The 24,345-nt window shown below is 33.5% G+C and carries 21 protein-coding genes, 1 pseudogene and 1 CRISPR repeat array; of the genes and pseudogenes, 12 read left to right on the top strand and 10 right to left on the bottom strand.

Annotated features, from left to right (window positions below):
* Window positions 1-318: 318 nt before the first annotated feature.
* The 4 genes from CBR30_03025 to CBR30_03010 are packed head-to-tail and all read right to left on the bottom strand — an operon-like array spanning window position 319 to window position 4,887.
* Window positions 319-1,902 carry an amine oxidase gene (locus CBR30_03025; GenBank protein PMQ01979.1) on the bottom strand — a complete coding sequence of 528 codons (1,584 nt, stop codon included), beginning with the start codon at window positions 1,900-1,902 and terminating at the stop codon, window positions 319-321.
* Window positions 1,899-3,491, bottom strand: a complete 1,593-nt coding sequence (locus CBR30_03020; protein PMQ01978.1) for an amine oxidase — start codon at window positions 3,489-3,491, stop codon at window positions 1,899-1,901. Before CBR30_03020 ends, CBR30_03025 begins: the two co-directional genes overlap by 4 nt.
* Window positions 3,488-4,435, bottom strand: coding sequence for a short-chain dehydrogenase (locus tag CBR30_03015; protein PMQ01977.1), 948 nt, complete (start codon window positions 4,433-4,435; stop codon window positions 3,488-3,490). The genes CBR30_03020 and CBR30_03015 overlap by 4 nt, the downstream gene beginning before the upstream one ends.
* A 5-nt stretch (window positions 4,436-4,440) precedes the next feature.
* A complete protein-coding gene (locus CBR30_03010; GenBank protein PMQ01976.1) occupies window positions 4,441-4,887 on the bottom strand; it encodes a limonene-1,2-epoxide hydrolase in 447 nt (148 codons plus the stop codon).
* Between the two features lie 253 nt (window positions 4,888-5,140).
* Here CBR30_03010 and CBR30_03005 point away from each other — a divergent pair, with 253 nt between their 5' ends.
* Genes CBR30_03005 through CBR30_02995 form a run of 3 tightly spaced genes read left to right on the top strand, consistent with a single transcriptional unit; the run spans window position 5,141 to window position 7,177 of the window.
* Entirely contained in the window at window positions 5,141-5,395 is a 255-nt protein-coding gene (locus tag CBR30_03005) for an AbrB family transcriptional regulator (protein ID PMQ01975.1), read from the top strand.
* Complete coding sequence (locus tag CBR30_03000) at window positions 5,382-6,395, top strand: ABC transporter ATP-binding protein (GenBank protein PMQ01974.1); 1,014 nt, start codon at window positions 5,382-5,384, stop codon at window positions 6,393-6,395. Before CBR30_03005 ends, CBR30_03000 begins: the two co-directional genes overlap by 14 nt.
* On the top strand, window positions 6,395-7,177 hold the full coding sequence (locus CBR30_02995) for an ABC transporter (protein ID PMQ01973.1): 783 nt from the start codon (window positions 6,395-6,397) through the stop codon (window positions 7,175-7,177). Before CBR30_03000 ends, CBR30_02995 begins: the two co-directional genes overlap by 1 nt.
* Window positions 7,178-7,218: 41 nt before the next feature.
* Here CBR30_02995 and CBR30_02990 read toward each other — a convergent pair whose 3' ends face one another.
* The 6 genes and pseudogenes from CBR30_02990 to CBR30_02965 all read right to left on the bottom strand — a co-directional run bounded on the left by CBR30_02990 (window position 7,219) and on the right by CBR30_02965 (window position 12,619).
* Window positions 7,219-8,352, bottom strand: a complete 1,134-nt coding sequence (locus CBR30_02990; protein ID PMQ01972.1) for an aldo/keto reductase — start codon at window positions 8,350-8,352, stop codon at window positions 7,219-7,221.
* A 24-nt stretch (window positions 8,353-8,376) separates the two neighbouring features.
* Window positions 8,377-8,859, bottom strand: a complete 483-nt coding sequence (locus CBR30_02985) for a flavodoxin (GenBank protein PMQ01971.1) — start codon at window positions 8,857-8,859, stop codon at window positions 8,377-8,379.
* Window positions 8,860-8,864: 5 nt separating this feature from the next.
* Window positions 8,865-9,889: pseudogene (locus tag CBR30_02980) on the bottom strand (aldo/keto reductase).
* A 106-nt stretch (window positions 9,890-9,995) separates the two neighbouring features.
* Window positions 9,996-11,099: a hypothetical protein gene (locus CBR30_02975; GenBank protein PMQ01970.1), complete on the bottom strand. Its 1,104-nt coding sequence runs from the start codon at window positions 11,097-11,099 to the stop codon at window positions 9,996-9,998.
* Window positions 11,100-11,110: 11 nt separating this feature from the next.
* Window positions 11,111-11,608, bottom strand: a complete 498-nt coding sequence (locus CBR30_02970) for a flavodoxin (GenBank protein PMQ01969.1) — start codon at window positions 11,606-11,608, stop codon at window positions 11,111-11,113.
* Between the two features lie 57 nt (window positions 11,609-11,665).
* Window positions 11,666-12,619 carry an L-lactate dehydrogenase gene (locus CBR30_02965; GenBank protein PMQ01968.1) on the bottom strand — a complete coding sequence of 318 codons (954 nt, stop codon included), beginning with the start codon at window positions 12,617-12,619 and terminating at the stop codon, window positions 11,666-11,668.
* 124 nt (window positions 12,620-12,743) lie between these two features.
* Between CBR30_02965 and CBR30_02960 the strand changes: the two genes are divergently transcribed.
* The 9 genes from CBR30_02960 to CBR30_02920 all read left to right on the top strand — a co-directional run bounded on the left by CBR30_02960 (window position 12,744) and on the right by CBR30_02920 (window position 24,325).
* Window positions 12,744-13,301, top strand: a complete 558-nt coding sequence (locus CBR30_02960) for a nitroreductase (protein PMQ01967.1) — start codon at window positions 12,744-12,746, stop codon at window positions 13,299-13,301.
* 11 nt (window positions 13,302-13,312) lie between these two features.
* On the top strand, window positions 13,313-14,230 hold the full coding sequence (locus tag CBR30_02955; GenBank protein ID PMQ01966.1) for a cation transporter: 918 nt from the start codon (window positions 13,313-13,315) through the stop codon (window positions 14,228-14,230).
* 128 nt (window positions 14,231-14,358) lie between these two features.
* Window positions 14,359-16,515: a CRISPR direct-repeat array (repeat unit 29 nt; unit sequence TTTGTAGCTCGCCTATAAGGGATTGAAAC).
* A 67-nt stretch (window positions 16,516-16,582) separates the two neighbouring features.
* Window positions 16,583-17,122: a hypothetical protein gene (locus CBR30_02950; GenBank protein ID PMQ01965.1), complete on the top strand. Its 540-nt coding sequence runs from the start codon at window positions 16,583-16,585 to the stop codon at window positions 17,120-17,122.
* Window positions 17,123-17,267: 145 nt separating this feature from the next.
* Window positions 17,268-17,777 carry a hypothetical protein gene (locus CBR30_02945; GenBank protein PMQ01964.1) on the top strand — a complete coding sequence of 170 codons (510 nt, stop codon included), beginning with the start codon at window positions 17,268-17,270 and terminating at the stop codon, window positions 17,775-17,777.
* A gap of 157 nt (window positions 17,778-17,934) precedes the next feature.
* Complete coding sequence (locus CBR30_02940) at window positions 17,935-18,957, top strand: LacI family transcriptional regulator (GenBank protein PMQ01963.1); 1,023 nt, start codon at window positions 17,935-17,937, stop codon at window positions 18,955-18,957.
* A 21-nt stretch (window positions 18,958-18,978) separates the two neighbouring features.
* Window positions 18,979-20,784: an L-fucose isomerase gene (locus CBR30_02935; protein ID PMQ01962.1), complete on the top strand. Its 1,806-nt coding sequence runs from the start codon at window positions 18,979-18,981 to the stop codon at window positions 20,782-20,784.
* Between the two features lie 53 nt (window positions 20,785-20,837).
* Window positions 20,838-22,322, top strand: a complete 1,485-nt coding sequence (locus CBR30_02930) for a D-xylose ABC transporter ATP-binding protein (GenBank protein ID PMQ01961.1) — start codon at window positions 20,838-20,840, stop codon at window positions 22,320-22,322.
* Window positions 22,323-22,337: 15 nt separating this feature from the next.
* The gene (locus CBR30_02925) at window positions 22,338-23,315 is read left to right on the top strand and encodes a ribose ABC transporter permease (protein PMQ01960.1); all 978 of its coding nucleotides are present in this window, start codon (window positions 22,338-22,340) and stop codon (window positions 23,313-23,315) included.
* 65 nt (window positions 23,316-23,380) lie between these two features.
* Window positions 23,381-24,325: a BMP family ABC transporter substrate-binding protein gene (locus CBR30_02920; GenBank protein ID PMQ01959.1), complete on the top strand. Its 945-nt coding sequence runs from the start codon at window positions 23,381-23,383 to the stop codon at window positions 24,323-24,325.
* Window positions 24,326-24,345: the final 20 nt, after the last annotated feature.

The raw sequence follows: 24,345 nt of genomic DNA, 5'->3' as shown, positions 1-24,345 counted from the left end.
GAAATTAACTTAATCAACAAGCCCTTCGAGACTTATAAAAAGAGGATTAATTGCAAATGCAGATACCGAAGTGTACTAATATAAAAAAGTAATCCACTTTTTCTTCTGTTTTTCATGTTATCATCAAGTTATCATAAAGAAAATTGGCTTTATTGTAAAAATTTATTTTTTCTAAAATTTTTGTTTCTTAAAACACTTCTGTGTGTTTGGTCTTCTATGGGGACATCCAGAAAAGTAAAGGAAATTCTTTCCTTCTCTAATTTCTTGAAGCATCCTTTTAATGTGCTCTTTTCGTGTTTATTCTGTAAGATTTTATTCTTAAGCTCCAAAGGCTAATTTTGCTGCTAATCTGCCAGTTAAAATAGACATAGGAACCCCAGCAGGACTATACACCCATTGCCCTGCCTTAAAGACATTTTTAATCGGAGTTTTAACAGAATTCATTACAAAAAGCATGTTACTTTCAACAGGTTGAGGTTCTTCAAAAGACCATCCTATTATTGAACCTTCGTTACTTCCAACATATTCCTCAATAGTTAAAGGTGTAGCAGAAAAAGAGAAAAGGATTTTATCCTTTAAATCTTTATAAATGCTTCTTGTCAAAACATCAATAACTTTATTCGTAATAAAGTCTTTAAATTCATCATAATAGCCTTGTTCATAAATCCTTTTTGTGAGTCTATAGTCAAACAAAAAACCAATTATAAGACCGGTTTTATGGGGAGGTGCTAAATTTGGGTCTCTTAAGGCGGGAATAAAAATTTCATAAGTTGTTAATTCGCAAAATTTTTCTAACCATTCAAAAACCTTTCTCTTGTCAAAAGGGGCAGAATTTCTTAAATTTTCTATACTATCTTCTTTATACAAATTTGTAAGACCCTTTCTTTCTGGGGTATAAAAGAAGTGCCCTGTATGGATATTTTTAAAGAATGTAGGATCTAAATCCACACCTAAAAATATAGTGAAAACAGAGTCGGAGCCATGCCCTTCAAGAATTTTTGTTTTTTCATGTTCTATAAGTTCTTTTTCTCTTTTATCTAAACCTGACAAATCCATTATTTTATAAAGGGTTTTTAAGTCTGCAGCCCAAATTAGTTTGTCGTAATAAAATTCATTTCCCAAAGAATCAATAACTAAATTTTGGCTTGGGATTACTTTCGTTACTTTTCTCTCGGTAATAATATTTGCGCCATTTTCTATTGCTTTTTGTTCAATTTTTTCAGAAAGTACTCCTATTCCACCTTCGGGGTAAAAATAATCAGTGTAAAGGTAGAAATATCCTAATGCAAAAAAGGTTGGCGTAGCCTTAAAAAAGTGTTGGGTAATCATATCTCGAAGTGATTGATCCTTTACAATTTTTTCAAGATAGCCTTCAACAGGCATTTTTAATGAGTTCATTTTGTAAAGGGTTTTTAAGAAACGAAATAACCAAGGTATATGCTTAAAAGATTCAGATAAATTTGATTTAAGATTTAAAAACATTGGGTTATCAAATTTATATAAAACTTCCATTTCTTCTGTTATTTCCTTTATTAACTTTATTGCCTTATTTATCTCGCAAGTTTTGTCAGGAAATAACCTTATGAGTAAATTCTTATAATCCTCTATATTATCTTTGCTTTCTATCTTAATTACTTGGTCTTCGATACCTATAGAAACAATACTTTTTATGAGATTCAATTCAATTCCTAAATCTCTAATCATAGGAATTATAATGCCAACATTCTCTAAATCTCTAATTCCGCCATCAAAAGTGAAGCCATCTTTTACAAAGGAATTAACTAAACCACCACACTTTTCATTCTTTTCGATAAGCAAAACATTTTTGTTTGATTTTGCTAAATAAGCTGTTGCTGTAAGTCCTGCTATACCACCACCAACTACAATTGCATTGTATTTCATTTTTTACCTTTTTTTAAATATTTTAATGCTTCATTTGATGCTAATTGACCTGTAATAATTGAAGTGGGAATTCCTGCAGGAGACATTGTCCACTGCCCAGCCTTAAAAATATTGTTTATTGAGGTTTTTACGGCACCTACCATGTTGATTAAACTTCCGTTAACAGGAAGGGGATATTCCATAGACCAACCAACGATAGATCCACATGAAGATCCGCTTATATTCTCAATAGTTAGAGGAGTTGCAGAAAAGAATTTTATTATTTTATCTTTAAACTGTACGTCTTTATAAATTGTTTCAGAAAGAATGTCAATAACTTTTCTTGAAACGTGATCTTTCAATTCTTCATAAAAGCCAAATTCTTTTGCTTTTTTTGTAATTTCGTAATTAAAAAGGAAACTTACTATTATTCCAGTTTTATTAGAAGGTGCAGCTTCGGGGTCTTTGAGGGCTGGGATAGAGATCTCATAAGTGTTGTTAGAGCAAAACTCGTCTAAAATTTTAAATATTTCATTCTTGCTCAATTTTTCAAAATTATTAATTATAAACTGCTCTTTTCCCTTAAGATCCATTATTCCCTTTCTTGAGGGGGTATAAAAAACATGTGGGCTGTGAATTTTGCTAAAAACTTCTGGTTGTTCATCAACTTCTATAAATATGTTGAATACAGATTCAGCTGTTTTTCCGTTTAAAATATTTTCTTTCTCTTGCAAAACCTTAGCTTTAGTTTTATCATCCAAACCGTTAAGATCTAAGTTTAAATACAATTTCTTTAAGTCAGCTGCCCAGATTAGCGTATCAAAATGATATTTATTCCCTTGACTATCAACTACAACATTTTCATAGGGAATTACTTTTTCAACTGGAGTATTTGTTTTTATTTCGACTCCCAAATCTCTTGCCTTCTTCTCTAAAGAAACAGCAAGGCTTGCAGTACCCCCTTTGGGATAAATATAATCCATATAATAATAGAAGTAACCAAAAACAAAGAATGCTGGTGTCCCTTTAAAGAAGTGCTGTATTAAAACATTAGATAAATATCTATTTTCTATTTTCAAATCTTCAGAAATATACCTCTCGACTGGTTTTTTCATTTTGTTTAAGACTTTTAAGTTAAAGAGAAGTGAAAAAAATCCAGGAATAAATTGAGTAAAAATATAATTAAGATTTTTCTTAAAACCTAAAATCTTATTGGTGGCTTTAAGCAAATTACCAATCTCTTCAATCGACTTTATTATTTTTTCAACATCTTTAGAGCTTTCTTTATAAAAGGTTAGTAATAAGTTTTTATATAATTCTAAATCATCTTCATTTTTTATTTCAATAAGCTTATCTTCAATCCCTAACGAAACTACTGTTTTTGTATAATCTAATTTTAACTCAAAGTCTTTTAGTAGGGCTAAAACAATACCCTCGAGTGATTTTGTCCCACCATCAAATAAAAAACCGTCTTTTTCAAAAGTATTTAAGAGTCCTCCACATTTATCATTTTTCTCAAATAGTAAAACTTTCTTACCGTAAGAGGCAGCTTTTATTGAAGCGGTAAGTCCAGCAACCCCACCACCAACAACTATAATATCCCACTTCATACAAATCCACCCAACTTAAGACTTAAATTCCATAAGTCATTTGCTACTTCACGGTCTTTTGCAGGGGGTGCTAATTCTTCTATTGTTGTTAAATTGAAAAATTTACCACTCACTCCTTCTATTTCCTTTGAAACCCCAAGATAGTAAAGAGCCTCTGCTGAAACTTCAGGGGAGCTTGCAAGTCTATCAAGGATATTTCTCTTAAAAAATTTATAAACGGCGTCGTTATCTCTTCCTGTTGCTGTTCTAACAAAACCAGGATGCATTGCATTTATTGTTACACCTGTACCTTTAAGCTGTTCATCAAATATCATCATTGAGAGAATCTGTGCCAATTTAGCTGAACCATATGCGCCTAAACCTGTATACTTTCTTTTTTCCCAATTTATATCGTCTAATTTTAGACCCCATGCAGCAAATCGGTAGCCTTCCGACGATACAAAAATTATTCTTCCATGTTTTTGGAGTTTAAATTTATCAAGTAAACTATAAGTTATTATAAAGTTTGAAAGATAATTTACTACAAAAGTAATTTCAATTCCATCTTCTGTGATGACTCTTCTATTTAGATAAATTCCTGCGTTGTGGATTAGGACATCGATATCTGAGTTTATTGAAGAAAGTTCTTTTGCAACTCTTTTTATGTCTTCTAATTTACTAAGATCAGCAATTATATAGGAACACTCTGCGCCAAATTCATCTTTTAGCTCTTTGCAAAGGGATTCTGATTTCTCTTTATTTCTATTTATAGTCAATAACTTTGCACCAAAAGATGCGTATTTTCTTGCAGTTTGATAACCAATTCCAGATGTTGCGCCAGTGATAACAACAAAACCCTTAAAAGGATCACTACAAACTTTTGGTTTTTTGAAGCTATTTCTCACCATTTCAAAAATGTTTGACCACTTATAATCTCGCCAATATTTTTTAAAAGATGGTTCCATGACAATCACCCAAACAAAGCACGCATAATTTTTCTATAAAGTTTATTTATTCCTGGAATATTATCAAAGATATCTCCCCATAGATCATAATAATCTCTTTGGTCAATTATTTTTCCGTTCTCATCTAAGGTAAGTCTACTTGCACCGTAAACAGAGGATTTTTTAGCTCCTCTAAATGATATCACCATTTCCCACTCCATAAAGATAATATTTTCATTCATAACAGCGTGCTTTATTTTAAATTCTAATTCTTTTGATCTTTTTGTTAAGCGTTCTACCAATGATCGAAATTCATTAATACCTTTTATTTCTTGAATAGTATCTCTAAAATGAATATCATCGCTGTAATAAGGTAAAATGTGAGACCAATCAGGCTTTCCGCCTGTATTGTAAATTTTTGTCCATAACTCTATAAATTGATCTAAATTTTCAATTCTATATTTGTCCATAATTCATCAAATAGTACTTATAATAAAAATAAAAATTATTTATTGATTATACTAAATTTAAAAGATAATTTCAAATTTTCGAAAAAGTCAATTAGATATGAATTTGGAAGATTAAAATTCACAGCATTTCTATCTCTTTACTTTCCATTTTATGACTCAGAGGTCATATATGGTCAAAAAATTTTTGGTCTTGTTTTTTATAATAATAAGTTATATAATCCTGGTTTGAAAAATATGATTGATAAGGAGGATATGAATGAGAAGAAAAGTATATGGAATTGCAACTGTAAGTGAAAGAGGACAAATTGTAATTCCTCAGGAGGCAAGAGAGGACCTAAGCATTAAGCCTGGTGATAAACTAATGGTTATGTGTGTAGGACCTAAAGTTGGTCTTATGCTTGTTAAGACAGAGGAGATCTTGACCTTTTTTGAGGAGATGACACGAGATATTGAAGAATTAGAAAAGTTTGTATCCAAAATAAAGGAGGAGGAAAAGAATGAAAGTAATTGAAGTAAAAGATCTTGCAAAAACTTATCATTCTCCTTTTGGAGATGTCCATGCTGTAAAGGGTATATCTTTTGATGTGGAAGAGGGAGAAATATTTGGATTTTTAGGTCCTAATGGGGCAGGGAAAAGTACAACTATTATGATGCTAACTACCCTTTTGAAACCAACAAGGGGTTCTGCCAAAATCTGTGGTTTTGATATAGTAGAGAATCCTAATGAGGTTAGACATTGTATTGGATATTCTGCACAGGACCTTACAGTGGATGATTCTCTAACAGGATGGGAAAATATGCATCTCCAAGGCAGGTTCTATCACCTTTCAAAAGATGTTGTAAAGGAGAGGTCTGAGGAACTTTTAAAACTACTACGTCTTTACGATCGAGCTAAGGATAAAGTAGAAACTTATTCTGGGGGAATGAGAAAAAGACTTGATATTGCTATGGCTCTTATTCATAGACCAAGGGTACTTTTTTTGGATGAACCTACTCTTGGTCTTGATGTTCAAACAAGAAAAGATATATGGGAATATATTCAAAGAATAAGGAAGGAAAATAATATGACCATATTTCTTACTACCCATTATATGGAAGAAGCAGATTCTTTATGTGATAGAATTGCAATAATTGATAGGGGAGAAATAAAAGCTCTTGATACACCGAGAAGGTTGAAAGACTCTATTGGTGGAGATCTTATTTCTTTAAAAATAGCGGACGGTACAGAAAATATTTCAGGCTTTTTAGATAAGATAAGAAGCTTGGAGAATGTGAAGAATATCTCTTCTCAAGATGGAAGATATACTATTGTAGCATCACAGGCGGAAAGATTGGTTCCTGTTATCTTTTCTATTGCACAAGATTTAAATATACAAATTACATCTATTACTATGAAAAAGCCTTCCTTAGATGATGTTTATCTTGCATATACAGGAAGAGAATTTAGGGATGAGGAAGGTTCAAGAGAAGATGCTGCGAGAATGAGAAGATTAATAAGGAGGACGAGATAATGAGGACGTTAATATATGATGCTTATTCGATATTCTGGAGAGAAATGAAACATTTTTGGGATCAAAAAATTAGAATATTAGTTACAATCTTTCAACCTTTCCTATGGCTTGCCCTAATGGGAAATATGATGTCAGGATTTACAAATAATCCATTTGGCAGAATGGCTCTTGGAGGAGTAAATTACATTGATTTTATGACTCCAGGAATAATTGTAATGACATCCCTTTTTGGAGGAATTTTTGGTGGCACTTCAGTAGTATGGGATAGAAGATGGGGTTTTCTTAATAGAGTTCTTTCTTCTCCTATATCAAGAACTGCTATTCCTTTAGGCAAAATGCTTGCTACAGCCCTTCAAGGAGCAATTCAAGCAGTTATTATAGTTATTATTGCAACCCTTTTTGGAGTAAAGTTTGCTACTGGAATTTTTGGGATTTTAGTAATTATTCTTCTTGCGTCCTGCTTTAACTTTACAATGGCTGGTCTTTCCATTGCAATTGCTTCAAGATTAAGAAATATGGAAACTCTTTTTGCAGTAATGAACTTGTTTACTATGCCTTTAATGTTTACAAGTAGTGCAATGTTCCCTATAAATGTAATGCCTAATTGGCTTGCTACTATTGCTAAATGGAATCCTGTAACCTATGTAGTAAATCCATTAAGAACTTTAGTTATATCAGGATGGAATGTAGAGGATATTGTTAAGGGATTTTTATATGTACTCTCTCTTGCAATAATAATGATGTTTGTAGCAAGACATCAATTTAAAAAGAGTATAGCATAAGAAAAAGGGCAGACTTTTTAGTCTGCCCTTTTTTATCTGACTTAACCTCCTAACTCTCTTGCAACCATTTCTAATAAATCTCTAATAGGAAGATTTTGAGGACATTTAGTTTCGCATATTCCACATTTTTGACAGTTACTTGCCATTTCTTCAGGTTTTAGAGTGTTATTATAGAGCCACTTTGCATGTCCCCAGTTATTATATCTAAATCCTTCGTTATATATATGGAAATTGCGAGGTATGTCAACACCATAAGGACATGGTAGACAATACTGACATTGAGTGCAATTTATTGCCTTTATTCCTAAGAATGTGTCTCTTAATCTTTCTACTAACTCTATATCTTCTCTATCTAAAATACCGACCTCTGCCTTTTCAGCTATTTTTATATTTTCTATAACCTGTTCCAAGGTGCTCATCCCAGAAAGTACAGTAGTTACCTCTTTTTGATTCCATAGCCATAAAAGTGCCCACTCTACTGGGTTTCTTTTAACTTTGTAGCTTTCCATCAATTCTCTCACCTTTGCAGGAGGATTCACGAGATTTCCTCCCCTTAATGGCTCCATTATTACTACTGCTAAACCTTTATTTGCTGCATATTGTAATCCTTCTCTTCCTGCCTGATAGTCTATATCTATGTAGTTATATTGGATTTGACAGAAAGTCCAGTCATAAGCATCTACAATCTTTTTAAAGGTTTCTAAATCGTCATGGAAGGAAAATCCCAGATATCTAAATTTTCCTTCTCTAATCTTTTTTTCAGCCCAGTCCAACACTCCAAAGTTATAAATTTTGTTCCAGGTGTCTTTATTCAATGCATGAAGAAGATAAAAATCAACATACTCCATGTCTAATCTCTTCAATTGTTCATCAAGATATTTATCGCAGTCCTCTTTACTATTTGTTAGCCAAACAGGAAGCTTTGTGGCTACGTAGGTTTTATTTCTATAACCATCTTTTAAGGCTTTTCCAACAACAACTTCGCTTTTTCCACCATGGTAAGGATAGGCTGTATCTACATAGTTTACCCCATGGTCTATTGCATATCTTATCATTTTTATAGCTTCGGGCTCGTTAATAGCAGTATGGTCTCCTCCAATAATTGGAAGCCTCATAGCTCCAAATCCCAAAATTGAAACTTCAATATCAGTTTTACCAAATTTTCTATATTTCATCTCTTTTTACCTCCTTTTTAAAATTTACTTAAGGATTCCAATATTTCGTAACCATTCAGAGACTCTTTCTTCTGCTTTTTCTACCTCCCTTTCATGTATAGATAGCAAGCTTAATATATTGGCATTTGGGCACAATTTTTGAATATAATTTTTTATCCTTCCTTGTCCTCCTCCGCCATGGGTACAAAAAGGAGCTATAATTTTGCCGGAGAAATCATACTCTGTCAAAAAGGTAGCTACAGGTGGTGCTATTGTACTCCACCAATTGGGTGTTCCTAAAAAGACTATCTCATATTTTTCCAAATCAATTTTATATTTTAATTTGGGCTTAAATCCTGCTTGTATTTCCTTTTTTGCTTGTTCTACAACAACCCAATAAGATGAAGGATATTCTTTTTCAGGTATTATTTCAAAAAGATTACCATCTATTTTTTTATGAATTAGCTCAGCTATTTTACGAGTATTTCCAGACCAGCTATAGTAGGCTATTAGGATTTGTTTTTCCATAACTTTTACTCTCCCAAATATTCTCTAACAAGTTTTACATTTTTCTCTAAAAGTTCAGGAATAGGTAAATTGTAAGGACAACGGGTTGTACAAATACCACATTTTGTACAATTTTGGGCTTTTAAATAGGCATCGTAAAACCATCCAGTTTTTAGGCTCTCATAGGACATTCTTTTTAAAAAGGATTCTGCTCTTACCATGGTAGATATTGGAATCTCCTGGGGACATGGTTGGCAATATTCACATCTTCTACAAAAAGTAGAGCCCATTTCTCTCCTTATTTTTTCTATTTCTTGATATTCTTCGAAAGTTATCTCTGAAAGATTCATAACAACTTTTACATTTTCTTCAACTTCCTCTATTCTCTCCATTCCTGGATCTGGAATTACAAATTCTTTTTGAAGAACATATTTAAGGGATAGGTTAGATTTGGAAGCACGCCACCCCCCCCCATTGGCTTCATAGCAATAACCCCAATATCTCTTTCTAATACCAATGGAAATATTCTATCTTCTACTTCGGTTTCTATTATGTTATAACAAAGCTGAACCACATCAAACTTGTCAGTTTTTATAAGATCTTCCAATATATCTACACTATGACTTGAAACTGCAATAAAATCAATGTATCCTTTCTCTTTTGCCTCAAGCAGACCATAATAAGCTCCATCTGGGGCAAAAACCTTCTTAAAATCCTCTCTATTATTTATTCCATGTAGATGATAAATATCTATTTTATCTACGCCTAAATTTTTCAAACTTGTTTTTATGTCTTCTAATATTCCCTCTCTTGTTCTATTAGGAGATTTGGAAGAAATATATATTTTTTTATCCACAGCTTTTAATGCTTTACCGATCTTAGCTTCGCTATCCCTATATCCTCTTGCTGTATCTATTAGGTTAATTCCAAGTTCTATTGCCCTCTTTATAACCTTTACGGCATAATCTATATCTACTCTTTGTATAGGGATTCCTCCAAACGCTATAGGAAATACTTCTATACTTGTTCTACCTAATCTTCTAAGCTTCATTTTGACTTTCCTCCTAAAGAAACCGTTTTTGTTTCTAAAAATTATACATGTTGGAGTTAACTCTAAGTCAACTGGTGAAAGTATTAAGAAGGTTTTCTAATTTAAATTATAAGACTGCCGATAAGCTAAGTAGTTTTTCTTTCTCGTCCCCTAAAAATATTACAAAATGATTGCCAATAGGATCTTTTAAAAAGGTATCATCTTCTATTTTGACAGTAATTTGAGTTCTACACATGTTGTCTTCAAAGGGAGTTTTAATAAATTCTCCCGAAGTTACTAATAGCCTCTTTCCTCTTCCCAATCTAAATAAAGTAATTTTATCTGTATTCACATATCCTTCTATTCCTACACTACTTAAGGTCTCGAAATGGGTATTTAGATTGAAATATTCTGGAATATCAATAGCAATAGTACAGTGGGCAAAAGTATATTTATTACCATCAATTTTAGCTAAATTTGCCATAAAAGGAGTTTTTCCTGTTAGTTTCTTTCCAATAAGCATAGTAATAAGAGCTTCTATATCTCCCTCACAAGATGATGTTATGCCTTCTGCATTTAAAAGGGAAAGGGCAAGACATCCCGTAATTTTAAAATTAATTGCAAGATCAAAACATCTTATAGTGAGAGCGGATAAATCATATTTATTTATTATTCTTTTTAAGGATGTATAAATTTTTGTAGCTTTGAGGAGCTCTTCTTTTGATATCTTCTTTTCTTTTGATATGCTCCATATCTTTTCTGCCAAAGCCTCGTCCTCTTGCAAATATTCTTCTACCTCAGATAAAGAAATTTCTATAGGTATCAGATTATACTCCTTTAAAATTTCATAATTTCCACTTTTTATAAGCCAATCACTGGGTTTTCCAATTATACCTACTTTCTTATTTTTTAGCTCATCAAGAACACTTAGAGTATTTAGGATATTTTCATTAGGATTTGGAATTAATATTGTTTTTATGCCTTTCTCTTTTGCATAGGCTTGGACTTCAAGGCTTGCTGCAAGTCCATTAGCCTTTCCAAATGGGATTATATATAGCCCATCTTTCAAATATTTTAAGGATTTTTCTTCTGTTCCACCTGTCAAAAGAATTATGGCATCTGGATCTTCGCTTTCTTCAAGCCTTAGATACTTTCCTAAAAATCTTTTTGCCTCTTCTAACTTATCTTCAACATCATATGCTATAGGGCTTAGCAAAAATTTTACTTTCATCCTTTCCTCCCTTATATATTAAATCTCTTTAGGTATTCTCCCATTTGTCTTCCAAGAAGCCTTGCAGATTTTCTTTCTGCTTCTTTAGGGGCACCTACAGAAACTGCACCATAATGGGCAGTAACTCCAGGTGCAGAGTAATCTGGAAGTCCAAAGACTAAATAACCATAATTTAAAAGTATCGTAAGAATGGAATATAATGTGGCTTCATTCCCTCCACCAAGTCCGCCTGAAGTAGCAAAGGCTGCTCCAATTTTCCCTTTGACTTTACCCCAAGCAACACTAACACTATCATCAAAGAATTTTTTAAGTTTCCAAGTTAAGGTTCCACAATAAGCAGGGGAACCAACAATTATGCCATCAAAATTTAGCAAGTCTTCTGGTTTTGCATCATCTACATGCTTTATAACCACTTCTATTCCAGTTTCTTTTACCCCTTCTGCTACTTCATGTGCCATTTCTTTGGTATTTCCTGTAACACTGTCATAAATTACAAGTACTTTAGGCAATTTTTATCACTCTCTAAAATTTAATTTTAAACAGTCAAATTATATCACAAGTTTGTTTTATACTGCTACTAATTGTAAATCTAAATTATCAATAATGCTTTTTAATGTTTTAGCGGAATGAAGTAATGCTTCTTTTTCTTCTGAAGACAAAGATATATTTAGTACTTTTCTTATCCCATTTCTATTTAATATAGATGGAAGACTTAAGGGAACATCTTTTATTCCAAAAAGATCGGGTATAACTGATGAAACAGGTAAAATTCTATTTTCATCTCGTAATATTGCCTCTACAATATTAACTACTGCAAGTCCAATTGCATAGTAAGTAGCTCCCTTATATTGAATTATTTTATAAGCAGATTCTCTTATTTCTTTCATAATCTCATTCATAACATCCTTTGAAATACACTTATTATCGCATATAGGACAAAATTCTGAGATATGTATTCCACCAATATGTGTAAGACTCCATGCAGGAACAGCTGTATCACCATGCTCCCCTATAACATATGCTGTAAGAGATCTGGGATCAACATTACAATGTTGACTTAATAGATATGCAAAACGTGAGCTGTCTAATACTGTTCCAGACCCAATTACTTTTTCTCTTGGAAAATTTGAAATTTTCCATGTAATGTATGTTAAGATATCTACGGGATTAGTTACTATTAAGAATATACCATTGAAACCTGTGTTTACTATATTAGGGATAAGATTTTTAAATATTTCAAGATTTCTATCTATTAATTGAAGTCTTGTTTCTCCTGGTTTTTGTTTTGCTCCTGCAGTTATAACCACTATATCTGAATCTTTTGCTTCTTCTAAATCTCCCTCTCTTATTTTCACTGGACTTACAAAAGACACTCCATGAGAAAGATCCATGGCTTCGCCTTTTGCTTTATTTTTATCAATGTCGTAAAGGACTATTTCTTCAACCAATCCTTTTTGCATTAGGCTATATGCAAAAGAAGTACCTACAGCACCTGCACCTACAATTAATATCTTTCTCATTTTAAAATCATCTACCTTTTTGGTATAAATTCTATAAAAATATACAATTATAAAGTATTTTTGTCAAGTGTGCATAATATTATAATTATTCCTAATAAAATTTATTTAGAGAGGTGATTTAACAATGGATGTAAAAGATGCAATTTATGAAAGGAGAGCATTGAGATCTCTTTCTGCTTTTGATGTCACAGAGGATCTGATCTATGATCTTGCAGAGAAAGCAAGCCTTGCACCTTCATGCTTTAATAATCAGCCATGGAGATTCGTATTTACTTATGAGAAGGAGACTCTTCAGGAACTTTTTAGTGCTCTAACTCCAGGCAATCGTTGGGCTACTAATTCCTCACTCATAGTTACAGTATTTACTAAAGAAGATTTAGATTGCAAAATCAAAGGAAGGAACTATGCTTTATTTGATACAGGAATGGCTGTGGCTTTTATGATGTTGAGAGCTACAGAGCTTGGTCTTATTGCTCATCCTATTGCGGGTTATGATGAGGAAAAGGTAAAAAAGATTTTAAATATTCCTGAGGATATGCAGGTGATAGCTTTGATTATATTTGGGAAAAAGGATAGTAAGCTAAGTGATCTGCTTAGTGATGAGCAAAAGGAAAGAGAAAAGAAAAGACCTGAAAGATTACCATTTGAAAAATTTGTTTATATTAATAAATATAGCACTTAATAGACATTTTCATGATTTTAAATTTTATAATATTTTTTGTTGGACTATATGTTCTAATTAAAGGCTCAGATAAATTTATATTTCATATAAAGCTTGTTGCAGAAAGTTTCAAAGTAAGTGAATATGTAATAGGATTGATTTTAGCAAGTATAGCAACCACTTTACCAGAGATTACGGTTTCGATAATAGCATCGTTACAAGGAGATAGTAGTCTTGCTTTGGGAAATGCATTAGGAAGTGTATTAGTTAATATATCTCTTATTCTTGGAATTTGCTCTTTTTTTAAGCCAATGAAAGTTGATGAAAAGGCGTGGAGAAACTCTTTCTTTTTGCTTTTAATTACCACCTTCTTATGGTTTTTAATGATTGATAGTATTATATCAAGGATTGAAGGATTTATTTTAATAATTATATATGTGGTGTTTCTGTTTAGAGTTTATAAGGATAATAAAAAGATTGAGGAAGAAGATAAAAATATTAAATTTCCAACAAGAAGTATAATTTGGGTTTTTCTCTCTGGGTTGGCTATAGTAATTGGGGCTCGATTATTGGTAACAAGTGCTATAAATATTGCAAGAAGCTTTGGAATTTCTGAGGCTATAATTGGATTAACATTAGTGGCTTTTGGCACATCATTACCAGAATTTGCTAATTCAATTACTTCTGTTGTAAAAAAGTTACCTAATATTGGTACTGGTAACGTTATTGGAGCAAACATAATAAATATATTAATAGTAGTGGGTCTTTCTTCTCTTATAAATCCCATAAAAGTTGAAAAAAATATTGTACAATTTATTTTACCGCTTACTCTACTTGTAATTTTTATTTTAACAATTTCTCTTAAAAGAGATAATATAATAGGAAGGAAAACAGGGTTTGTTCTATTGCTATTTTATATTCTATTTATCATAGGAAGTTTTTCTTTATAGGAATTTTTCTATTTGTAAAATTTCTGTCGACCTCCAATCATGCAAAAAACCCCGGGGTACGACAGAAAATTAAAATCTCAAAATTTCCCTCTTTAAATCTAACAAATCTTGATGTATAATATAATCAAAATTGTAGATCTCCTATAAGGGTATTAATTTTAAATTGTAGATTTTTTGCGGGATTAACGGGTTTGTAGCTCGCCTATAAGGGATTGAAACAAAAATAAAAGCACTTGACAGGTTATTAAAAGTATGGTTTGTAGCTCGCCTATAAGGGATTGAAACTGAATTGACTTCAGAGGACATCACCTTCTTGGCTAAGTTTGTAGCTCGCCTATAAGGGATTGAAACCGCATTTCTTTCGTCCCCCTCTATCCAGATAGGTTTTAGTTTGTAGCTCGCCTATAAGGGATTGAAACAATTATAGTATTTAAAGGAATAGCAAAATATTTAGGTTTGTAGCTCGCCTATAAGGGATTGAAACTCTCAATAGCTAATTTATCTGGCACTGCTTTAGATGGTTTGTAGCTCGCCTATAAGGGATTGAAACCTTCGGTTTCGGAAGATGGTTCAAAAGTATAATTTTCTGTTTGTAGCTCGCCTATAAGGGATTGAAACGAATAACTTTTGAAAATACCCAACCCTCAAACTCGTAGTTTGTAGCTCGCCTATAAGGGATTGAAACTTATAGGCTTCTTCATGCTTCCCTTGACGCCAATGAGTTTGTAGCTCGCCTATAAGGGATTGAAACGGTTGCCCGAAGGGAAAGTCTTATCATTGCAAGAGCTAGTTTGTAGCTCGCCTATAAGGGATTGAAACTCCTAATCCAAATGACCAAGATATAGCGTTAGGTAAGTTTGTAGCTCGCCTATAAGGGATTGAAACGAAACAGTAAGATTTGAAGTAGAGATAGTAGCGAAGGGAGTTTGTAGCTCGCCTATAAGGGATTGAAACAGTTTTAAATGATTTCATGGGCATGCTCCAAGACATTACGTTTGTAGCTCGCCTATAAGGGATTGAAACAAAGATATGATATAGACGAAGATAAGATTTATAATTGTTTGTAGCTCGCCTATAAGGGATTGAAACTTTAAAAGGTTTCTTTCCATATCTTTAAAAACATACTGTTTGTAGCTCGCCTATAAGGGATTGAAACCTTGATGGGGTTAATACTAACCTAACATATTTCTTAGTTTGTAGCTCGCCTATAAGGGATTGAAACTACTCCCGACATCCGTTAAATTGTAATAATTCAAATCGTTTGTAGCTCGCCTATAAGGGATTGAAACTTTCTCCTACTACATTAGAAGTAAACTTCTTAAGTGGTTTGTAGCTCGCCTATAAGGGATTGAAACAAACTCTTTGAGAGAGTTATATCTCAAGTGAGAGGGTGTTTGTAGCTCGCCTATAAGGGATTGAAACTTGAAATCATAGTTCTCATATACATAGAACTCTTTACGGTTTGTAGCTCGCCTATAAGGGATTGAAACATAACCTTTCCCCTACATCATCAGGGACTTCAACTATGTTTGTAGCTCGCCTATAAGGGATTGAAACACAAGACAATTAGGTGTAGAAGTGCCCGCCTTCTATATGTTTGTAGCTCGCCTATAAGGGATTGAAACTTCGCTTCTGTGTAAGAAGTTTCGCCATTCTTGCTAGTTTGTAGCTCGCCTATAAGGGATTGAAACAGTTGTTGCCCAAATTGTTCTAAGCGTGCAATTGTTTGTTTGTAGCTCGCCTATAAGGGATTGAAACTATAGGCGAGCAAAAAGAAAGGGACGCCTGTTTTGCAGTTTGTAGCTCGCCTATAAGGGATTGAAACTTGCGTAAAGTAGCGTCTAATTCTAATATTTTTGCTGTTTGTAGCTCGCCTATAAGGGATTGAAACCTGCAGCAACTGTGCACCTACAATTTATGCTTTCAGATTTGTAGCTCGCCTATAAGGGATTGAAACGCAAGATAACTGACAATTAAAGCAAGTATTAAGGAAATTTGTAGCTCGCCTATAAGGGATTGAAACTATCAAAAATAAAAACACAAAAATAAAAACGCCCGATTTGTAGCTCGCCTATAAGGGATTGAAACTTGGAACCTTGCGACCGCTTGGGGCATAGTCCCAAATTTGTAGCTCGCCTATAAGGGATTGAAACTCTGTGATAACTAAAACTTTTGCAATGATTCCATATATTTGTAGCTCGCCTATAAGGGATTGAAACAATATCCATCTATGGAGGCGGAGAAATATCAATTAGATTTGTAGCTCGCCTATAAGGGATTGAAACAGAATTTTTATAAAATTATGGATATTAGTGTTATGTACTATTCCTCCCCTCAGGTGGTGATTTTACATTGCCAAGAATAGTTAAGCTAAGAAGAATTTTTAAGATTAAAAGAAATTATAAAGTCGTTTTAGTTATATCGCTACTACTAATTTTCTTGAGTGGTTGCGTTAAGATTAATGTAGTAGAGGCTACTCAAGAGCAATCTTATTTAGCATTACAGAAAGCGTTGGAGAAATTAGGAACTCCTTATGAATACGGAGCGCGAGGACCAGACAAGTTTGATTGCTCTGGCTTAATCGTTTGGGCTTATAAACAGGTTATTCCAGAGTTGAAATTCAGACTTGGGTTTAGCACAGTGCCTGATGTGAATATAGAAGAGCTTTATATTTACAACACAAAACACATCTCAATACAAGATGTTAATCCTGGCGACATAATCTTTTGGCGAAATTCAGAAGGCAAGATATCACATGGAGGACTTGTAATTGAGGTTAAGAGTAATTATGTTCAATATGTGAATGCTTCTTCAGTTAAGGGGGCAGTTGTAATAGGAGAAAGTGAGATTTCAAGTGAAATATGCTTTGGCAGATTATTGATTATTTATTAAAGAATGGGAAGAAGCAGATAAAAATAAGAGTTTTTAGCTCGCCTACAAGGTATTTAAAGAAATTTTAAAAATTTAATTGACAATTTAAGGTTGAATGTGGTATAAAAGAATTTGTAAATTCTTTAAATTTAGGGGGTTAAATTGTATGAAAAAAATTTTGGCTTTCATAATTATAATTTCCTCTTTAATATCTTTTTCCTATGCTTTTGAGATTTTTGGGGTGAATTTCCCTTCTTCAAAATATGGTGGGGCCGTCATAGTTTATCCTGTTTATCCATTAATTTTTGGTGTGGCTGGTGATTATGAGATTGGTCTTCCAATTCAGGGGGTTGAAGGATTGTATGTATTTTTTGGTCCGACGGCCAGTTTTCTATCTATGCAAGATGTAGGGAGTGTTTTTTCTATTGGTGCTAATCTTGAGGCAATATATCTCTTAAAACAGTGGTCCTTTAATTTGTTGAGTCGAAAGTGGTACCCTGCAGTAGGAGCTTATTTAACTGCTAATTTGATAAATATTGGGCAGTATCATAAAGATTATGTTGATTTTGATATTTACCTCAGTATATATACTCCTACTAATTCTAAAGGCTCCTATATGTATGTTTATTTCTGGCCTTGGCCAATAATCTTTGGGTTTAGTTTGGTTAACTTCTAAGCATTATTCTTTATTTTCGCTATTTTCAAGCAGGGCTCTTGCCCTGCTTTTTTTATTTATATTTTTCTTTTTTTTCAATTTGATATGTAAAAATTTTTGACTTTTTATTTTTTTTATAGTATAATGTTATCGTTAACAAAAAATTAAATTTAAAGATATGGTAACAATTCATGATGTTGCCAAAAAAGCTGGTGTATCTGTAATGACTGTTTCTCGGGTAATTAATGGCAAAAGAAATGTGAAGCAAAGTACCCGAGAAAGGGTTTTGAAGGCTATTGAAGAATTGGGTTATGTGCCAAACTCTATAGCTCGTAGCTTAACCCTGAAAAAAACCGCAACTATAGGTCTTGTAATTTCAGATATTACAAACCCATTTTTTACTACTATAGCAAGAGGTGTGGAAGATACAGCTATCGCAAAACATTTTACAGTCATCTTATGTAATACCGATGAAAATCCAGATAAGGAACTTATGTATATAGAAGTTTTGTCAAGAAACAAGGTTGATGGTTTGATTTTTACCTCTGCATCTGGAAGGAAAAGTCCATTAAAATCTGTATTTTTAAGAAATATTCCATTGGTTTTAATTGATAGAACTATTGAAGGTTTAGATGATGTGGATATTGTTAGGGGAGATAGCATAGAGGGGGCTTATTTACTTACAAAACATTTACTTGATTTAGGTCATAGAAGGATAGGAATTGTCGTAGGAAGCAAACATATTTCTACTGCTGTGGATAGAATAGAAGGTTATAAGAGAGCCTTTAGAGAATATAACATTCCAATAGATGAGAGCCTAATTAAAATTAATGAGAATTCAAAATTTTCAAAAGAAGATGGTTATAGATTAACCAAAGAGCTTTTAAGCTTGAAGGAGCCTCCTACTGCAATTTTTGGAGGAAATAACCTTATGGCGATAGGAGCTATTTTGGCTATAAGGGAGATGGGACTAAAAATTCCCGATGATATTTCTTTAGTTTCCTTTGATGATGTGGAAAGTTTGTCAGAAGTATATCCTTTTCTTACTGTAGTAAAGCAACCTGCATATACTATGGGAGTACTTGCTACTGAACTTCTTATAAGGCGTATTGAAAATAAGGATAAGATAAAGGAAAAGAGAGAAATCTTGCTTAAACCCGAATTAATAATTAGGAGCTCGACAGCTCCCCCTAAAAAATAATTATGAAAGGAGTGTTAATTAATGATTCCAGTTTTGAAAGGAGAAAAAAGATTTGTTGAGGATTACCCCAAGATAGGTATTAGACCTACTATTGATGGTAGATATGGCGGAGTTAGGGAATCCCTCGAAGAGCAAACAATGAGACTTGCAAAAGCAGTGGCTGAATTTATAGAGAATAATGTTTATCTTCCAAATGGAGAAAGAGTTAAATGTGTTATACCTCCAAGATGTATAGGTGGAGTTGTAGAGGCAAGAATGGCAGATGAGCTTTTCAAAAAGGAAGGGGTTGGAGTTTCTATTACGGTTACTCCTTGCTGGTGTTATGGATCAGAGACTATGGATATGAGTATAGATATACCTAAGGCTGTTTGGGGATTTAATGGAACGGAAAGACCAGGTGCTGTTTATCTTGCAGCTGTTTCTGCTGCTCATAATCAAAAGGGGCTTCCAGTTTTCAAAATCTATGGAAAAGATGTGCAGGATAAGGATGATTTTTCAATTCCAAGTGATGTACAGGAGAAGATATTAAAATTTGTGAAGAGTGGGCTTGCAGTTTCCATTATGAAAAATAAATCCTATCTGTCTATTGGAAGTGTTTCTATGGGAATTGCAGGTTCTATTGTTGATCCTGACTTTTTTGAGGATTATTTGGGAATGAGAGTTGAATATGTAGATATGACTGAAATAATAAGGAGAATTGAAGAAGGTATTTATGATGAGGAAGAGTTTAAGAAAGCAATGGAGTGGGTTCAAAAATATTGTAAAGAAGGAGAGGATCCAAATCCACCTGAAAAAAGAGTAAGTCCAGAGAAGAAAAGAGAAGTTTGGGAATTTGTAGTTAAAATGGCAATAATTACAAGAGATCTTATGGTAGGAAATAGAAAATTAGAAGCAAAAGGATTTCCGGAAGAAAGTTTGGGACATAATGCAATAGTTGCAGGATTTCAGGGACAACGTCAATGGACAGATCATTTCCCAAATGGAGATTTTATGGAAGCAATTCTTAATTCTTCCTTTGATTGGAATGGATTAAGACAACCATATATTCTTGCCACAGAAAATGATAGCTTAAATGGAGTTTGCATGTTGTTTGGTCATTTACTTACAAATACTGCTCAAATTTTCGCAGATGTGAGGACCTATTGGAGTCCTGAAGCAATTTATAGGGTTACAGGATGGAAACCAGAGGGTCTTGCCCAATTTGGTGTTATACATTTGATAAATTCTGGTCCTGCTGCTCTTGATGGTACAGGAGAAGAAGAGATAAATGGAAAACCGGGAATAAAACCATTCTGGGAAATAACTGAAGAAGAGGTAATGAAATGTTTGGAAGCAACGAGATTTTGTTATGCTAATTTAGGATATTTTAGAGGTGGTGGATTTTCTACAAAATTTGTTACTAAGGGAAATATGCCTGTTACTATTTCCAGATTGAACATAGTAAAGGGTTTAGGACCGGTCTTACAGATTGCAGAAGGCTATACTGTAGAACTTCCTCCTCAGGTTCATGAAGTTCTTGATAGAAGAACTGACCCTACATGGCCAACAACTTGGTTTGTGCCAAAATTAACAGGAAAAGGAGCTTTTAGAAGTGTTTATAGTGTTATGGAGAACTGGGGAGCTAATCATTGCAATATTACCTATGGACATGTAGGAGATTTATTCCTAACTTTAGCTTCTATATTAAGAATTCCTGTTTGTATGCATAATGTTGAGGAGGAAAGAATATTTAGACCAAGCATGTGGAGTATGTTTGGAACCGAAGATTTAGAAGGAGCAGATTTTAGAGCATGCAAAACTTTAGGACCTCTTTACAAGAAGGTTTAATCACACATTGTAATTAGGGAGGTGGAATTATATCTGACAATATTTTGGTTTTGATGGAAGGTATAGAGAAGAGTTTCCCTGGAGTTCACGCCCTTCGGAATGCAAGATTTGAACTTAGGAGTGGTGAAGTACACGCTTTAGTTGGCGAGAATGGGGCTGGAAAGTCTACACTTATGAAAATCCTAACAGGAGTATACAGGAAAGATGGTGGAAGAATTATTTATAAAGGAAAAGAAGTTGAAATTCCTAATCCAAGAGTAGCTCAGGAAATGGGAATAAGTATTGTTTATCAGGACTTGAATTTAATGCCTCATCTTACAGTAGCTCAAAATATATTTATTGGGAGAGAGCCAAGAAATAAGAAAATTCCATTTTTCATAGATGAGGAAGAAATTAATAGGAGAACAAAAGAACTATTGGATACTCTTCATATGAATATAGATCCAAAAGCTAAAGTTGCAGATTTAACAGTAGGAAAACAACAAATGGTAGAGATCGCAAAGGCTTTATCATACAACGCGGAAGTGATTATTTTTGATGAACCAACAGCTGCTCTTAGTATTTCTGAGACTGAGGAGCTTTTTAACATAATAAGAAAGCTGAAGAGCCAAGGGATAGGGATTATATATATTTCTCATAGATTAGAAGAGCTAAAAGAAATTGCAGATAGAGTTACAGTTATGAGAGATGGTCAGTATATAGGAACAGTCAAAATGAGCGAAACTACAATAGATGAGATTATAAGTATGATGGTAGGAAGAGAGATTTATGAAACTTTAAAAGAAAAGGAAGTTGAAGAGGATGCTGAGGTTGTTTTAGAGGTTAAGAATCTTAGTAGGGGAAGAGAAATTAAAAACGTGAGTTTCAAATTGAGAAAAGGGGAAATATTAGGATTTTCTGGATTGGTAGGGGCTGGTCGTACAGAGGTTGCAAGAGCTATTTTTGGAGCGGATCCTTTTGATTCGGGCGAGATTTATGTAAAAGGTAGAAAGGTACATATTAAAAGCCCTACGGATGCAATTAAAAATGGAATTGCTTATCTTTCTGAGGATAGAAAAAGGTTTGGACTAATGTTAGACTTAGATGTTGAGGCAAACATTACCTTACCATCTCTCAAAGAATTCTTAAATTTTTTACTCTTTTTGAATAAGAAAAAAGCTGAAATGGTTTGTAAGGAATATGTAGAGAAGTTGAGAATTAGAACTCCATCTCTAAGGCAAAAGGTAAAGAATTTATCGGGTGGAAATCAACAAAAAGTAATTTTAGCGAAATGGTTATTAAAAAACTGCGATATTCTCATATTTGATGAACCAACGAGAGGAATTGATGTAGGAGCTAAGAATGAGATTTATAAATTGTTAAATGAATTAGTTAAGGAAGGTAAATCTATTATTATGATCTCTTCAGAGCTTCCTGAGATATTGAGGATGAGCCATAGGGTAATAGTGATGAGAGAAGGTAGAATCACAGGTGAGTTGGAAAATAAAAATTTAACCGAAGAGATTATTATGAGATATGCAACAGCTTATGAGAGTTAAGGGGGTATTATTTTAATGTTAAATAATGAAAAGATTTCAAAGTTTGGAAGTTTAAGACAGCTTTTAATGTTTGCAAGTTTATTTCTGCTTTTCTTATTTTTCTCTTTGGCATCACCAAACTTTCTCACCTTTGAAAACGTCATCGCAATTATTCTTGCTACTTGTGTAAATGGAATGCTGGCTTTAGGAGTTACTTTTGTGATCATTACAGGAGGAATAGATCTTTCAATAGGAACTGTAATGACTTTATCTGCAGTTATGAGTGGAGTATTTATTACTTTTTGGCGTCTTCCTGTGATAATAGGAGTAATTGGTGGAATTGCTACTGGGATGCTTTGTGGTTTTATCAATGGTATTGTTATTTCTAAGATGAAGTTACCTCCGTTCATTGCTACTTTGGGTATGATGATGATAGCAAAGGGATTAGCTCTTGTTATTTCTGGATGTAGACCAATATATTACAGTGATGCACCATCTTTTAATGAAATAGCTATGGGTTCATTAATTAATAAAATAATTCCATCTGCAGATATTCCTAATGCAATTTTAATTTTTATTTTATCAATTATTATTGCCTATATTTTACTCACAAAGACCGCTTTAGGAAGATATGACTTTGCAATAGGAAGTAATGAAGAGGCGGCGAGACTTTCAGGATTAAATGTGGATAAATGGAAGACAATTATCTATATTTTGTGTGGTATGTTTGTAGGAATGGGAGGAGTTTTGATGGCATCCCGTTTAAACTCAGCACAGCCAGCTTTAGGACAAGGATATGAACTTGATGCAATTGCAGCTGTGGTCATAGGAGGTACATCATTAAGAGGAGGAGAAGGCTCTATTATTGGCACCGTTATTGGAGCTCTCATAATGAGTACATTAACGAATGGTCTTAGAATACTTTCTGTCCCTCAGGAATGGCAAATAGTAGTGAGCGGAATAATTGTCATTGGTGCGGTCTACTTGGATATTATTAGAAGGACAGAAAGGTAAAAGGGGGTAATGTTTGCCTGTAAAGGCAAATATTATAAAAATTTAAATTTTAAGGAGGGTTCGCTATGAAAGGTTTTAAAATGCTCTCCCTAATTTTAGGTTTGTTGCTCCTTTTCTCCCTATCACTATTAGCAGCAGAGAGACCCTATATAGCTATGATCTCTAAAGGTTTCCAGCATCAATTCTGGCAAGCAGTAAAAAGTGGTGCTGAGAAAGCGGCAAAAGATCTCAATGTAGATATAACTTTTGAAGGACCAGAATCGGAGGCTATGGTTGATAAACAGATTGAAATGTTACAAGCAGCTTTAGCTAAGAAGCCAGCAGCACTTTGTATTGCAGCATTAGATAGTAAGGCAGTAATTCCATACCTTGAAAAAGCACGCTCTATGGGAATACCTGTTATAGGTTTTGACTCCGGTGTAGATAGTGACATCCCAGTTACTACTGTGGCAACTGATAACATAAAAGCTGCAGGTTATGCAGCAGATAAGATGGCAGAGTTTATCAAGAAAGTAGGAGAGGTGGCGTTGGTTGTTCATGATCAAGTAAGTAGAACAGGAATAGATAGAAGAGATGGATTTGTAAATCGTATTAAGCAGAGATATCCAATGATAAAGATTGTAGATATTCAATACGGTGGCGGTGATCATCTGAAATCTACAGATTTAACAAAGGCTATTATTCAAGCACATCCTAACTTGAAAGGAATATTTGGAGCAAATGAGGGCTCTGCCATTGGAGTTATCAATGCTGTAAAAGAAATGAAGAAAGTAGGAAAGATTGTTGTAATAGGATATGACTCTGGAAAACAACAAATAGATGCAATCAGGTCCGGTTTGATGGCAGGAGCAATTACTCAAAATCCTGTAGGAATGGGGTATATGGCAGTTGAGGCTGCTGTAAAAGCTATAAAGGGAGAAAAACTTCCTAAGTTTATTGATAGTGGTTTCTATTGGTACGATAAGACAAATATAGATGATCCTAAGATAAAGGCTTGTTTATACGAGTAAAAATTAGGGGCTCCTTTTGG

This window comes from Dictyoglomus sp. NZ13-RE01, assembly GCA_002878375.1.
Lineage (GTDB): Bacteria > Dictyoglomota > Dictyoglomia > Dictyoglomales > Dictyoglomaceae > NZ13-RE01.
Note: the sequence above shows the minus strand (reverse complement) of the source record. Positions and strands in the feature narration are given on the sequence as shown.

Bases quoted from the DNA above. Each gene is read 5' to 3' on its own strand.
- CBR30_02960 (PMQ01967.1), top strand. From the start codon at position 12,744: ATGGATGTAAAAGATGCAATTTATGAAAGGAGAGCATTGAGATCTCTT.
- CBR30_02920 (PMQ01959.1), top strand. From the start codon at position 23,381: ATGAAAGGTTTTAAAATGCTCTCCCTAATTTTAGGTTTGTTGCTCCTT.
- CBR30_03000 (PMQ01974.1), top strand. From the start codon at position 5,382: ATGAAAGTAATTGAAGTAAAAGATCTTGCAAAAACTTATCATTCTCCT.
- CBR30_02940 (PMQ01963.1), top strand. From the start codon at position 17,935: ATGGTAACAATTCATGATGTTGCCAAAAAAGCTGGTGTATCTGTAATG.
- CBR30_02935 (PMQ01962.1), top strand. From the start codon at position 18,979: ATGATTCCAGTTTTGAAAGGAGAAAAAAGATTTGTTGAGGATTACCCC.
- CBR30_03005 (PMQ01975.1), top strand. From the start codon at position 5,141: ATGAGAAGAAAAGTATATGGAATTGCAACTGTAAGTGAAAGAGGACAA.
- CBR30_02990 (PMQ01972.1), bottom strand. From the start codon at position 8,352: ATGAAATATAGAAAATTTGGTAAAACTGATATTGAAGTTTCAATTTTG.
- CBR30_03020 (PMQ01978.1), bottom strand. From the start codon at position 3,491: ATGAAGTGGGATATTATAGTTGTTGGTGGTGGGGTTGCTGGACTTACC.
- CBR30_02975 (PMQ01970.1), bottom strand. From the start codon at position 11,099: ATGAAAGTAAAATTTTTGCTAAGCCCTATAGCATATGATGTTGAAGAT.
- CBR30_03015 (PMQ01977.1), bottom strand. From the start codon at position 4,435: ATGGAACCATCTTTTAAAAAATATTGGCGAGATTATAAGTGGTCAAAC.
- CBR30_02925 (PMQ01960.1), top strand. From the start codon at position 22,338: ATGTTAAATAATGAAAAGATTTCAAAGTTTGGAAGTTTAAGACAGCTT.
- CBR30_02930 (PMQ01961.1), top strand. From the start codon at position 20,838: ATGGAAGGTATAGAGAAGAGTTTCCCTGGAGTTCACGCCCTTCGGAAT.
- CBR30_02945 (PMQ01964.1), top strand. From the start codon at position 17,268: ATGAAAAAAATTTTGGCTTTCATAATTATAATTTCCTCTTTAATATCT.
- CBR30_02995 (PMQ01973.1), top strand. From the start codon at position 6,395: ATGAGGACGTTAATATATGATGCTTATTCGATATTCTGGAGAGAAATG.
- CBR30_02965 (PMQ01968.1), bottom strand. From the start codon at position 12,619: ATGAGAAAGATATTAATTGTAGGTGCAGGTGCTGTAGGTACTTCTTTT.
- CBR30_03025 (PMQ01979.1), bottom strand. From the start codon at position 1,902: ATGAAATACAATGCAATTGTAGTTGGTGGTGGTATAGCAGGACTTACA.
- CBR30_02955 (PMQ01966.1), top strand. From the start codon at position 13,313: ATGATTTTAAATTTTATAATATTTTTTGTTGGACTATATGTTCTAATT.
- CBR30_02985 (PMQ01971.1), bottom strand. From the start codon at position 8,859: ATGGAAAAACAAATCCTAATAGCCTACTATAGCTGGTCTGGAAATACT.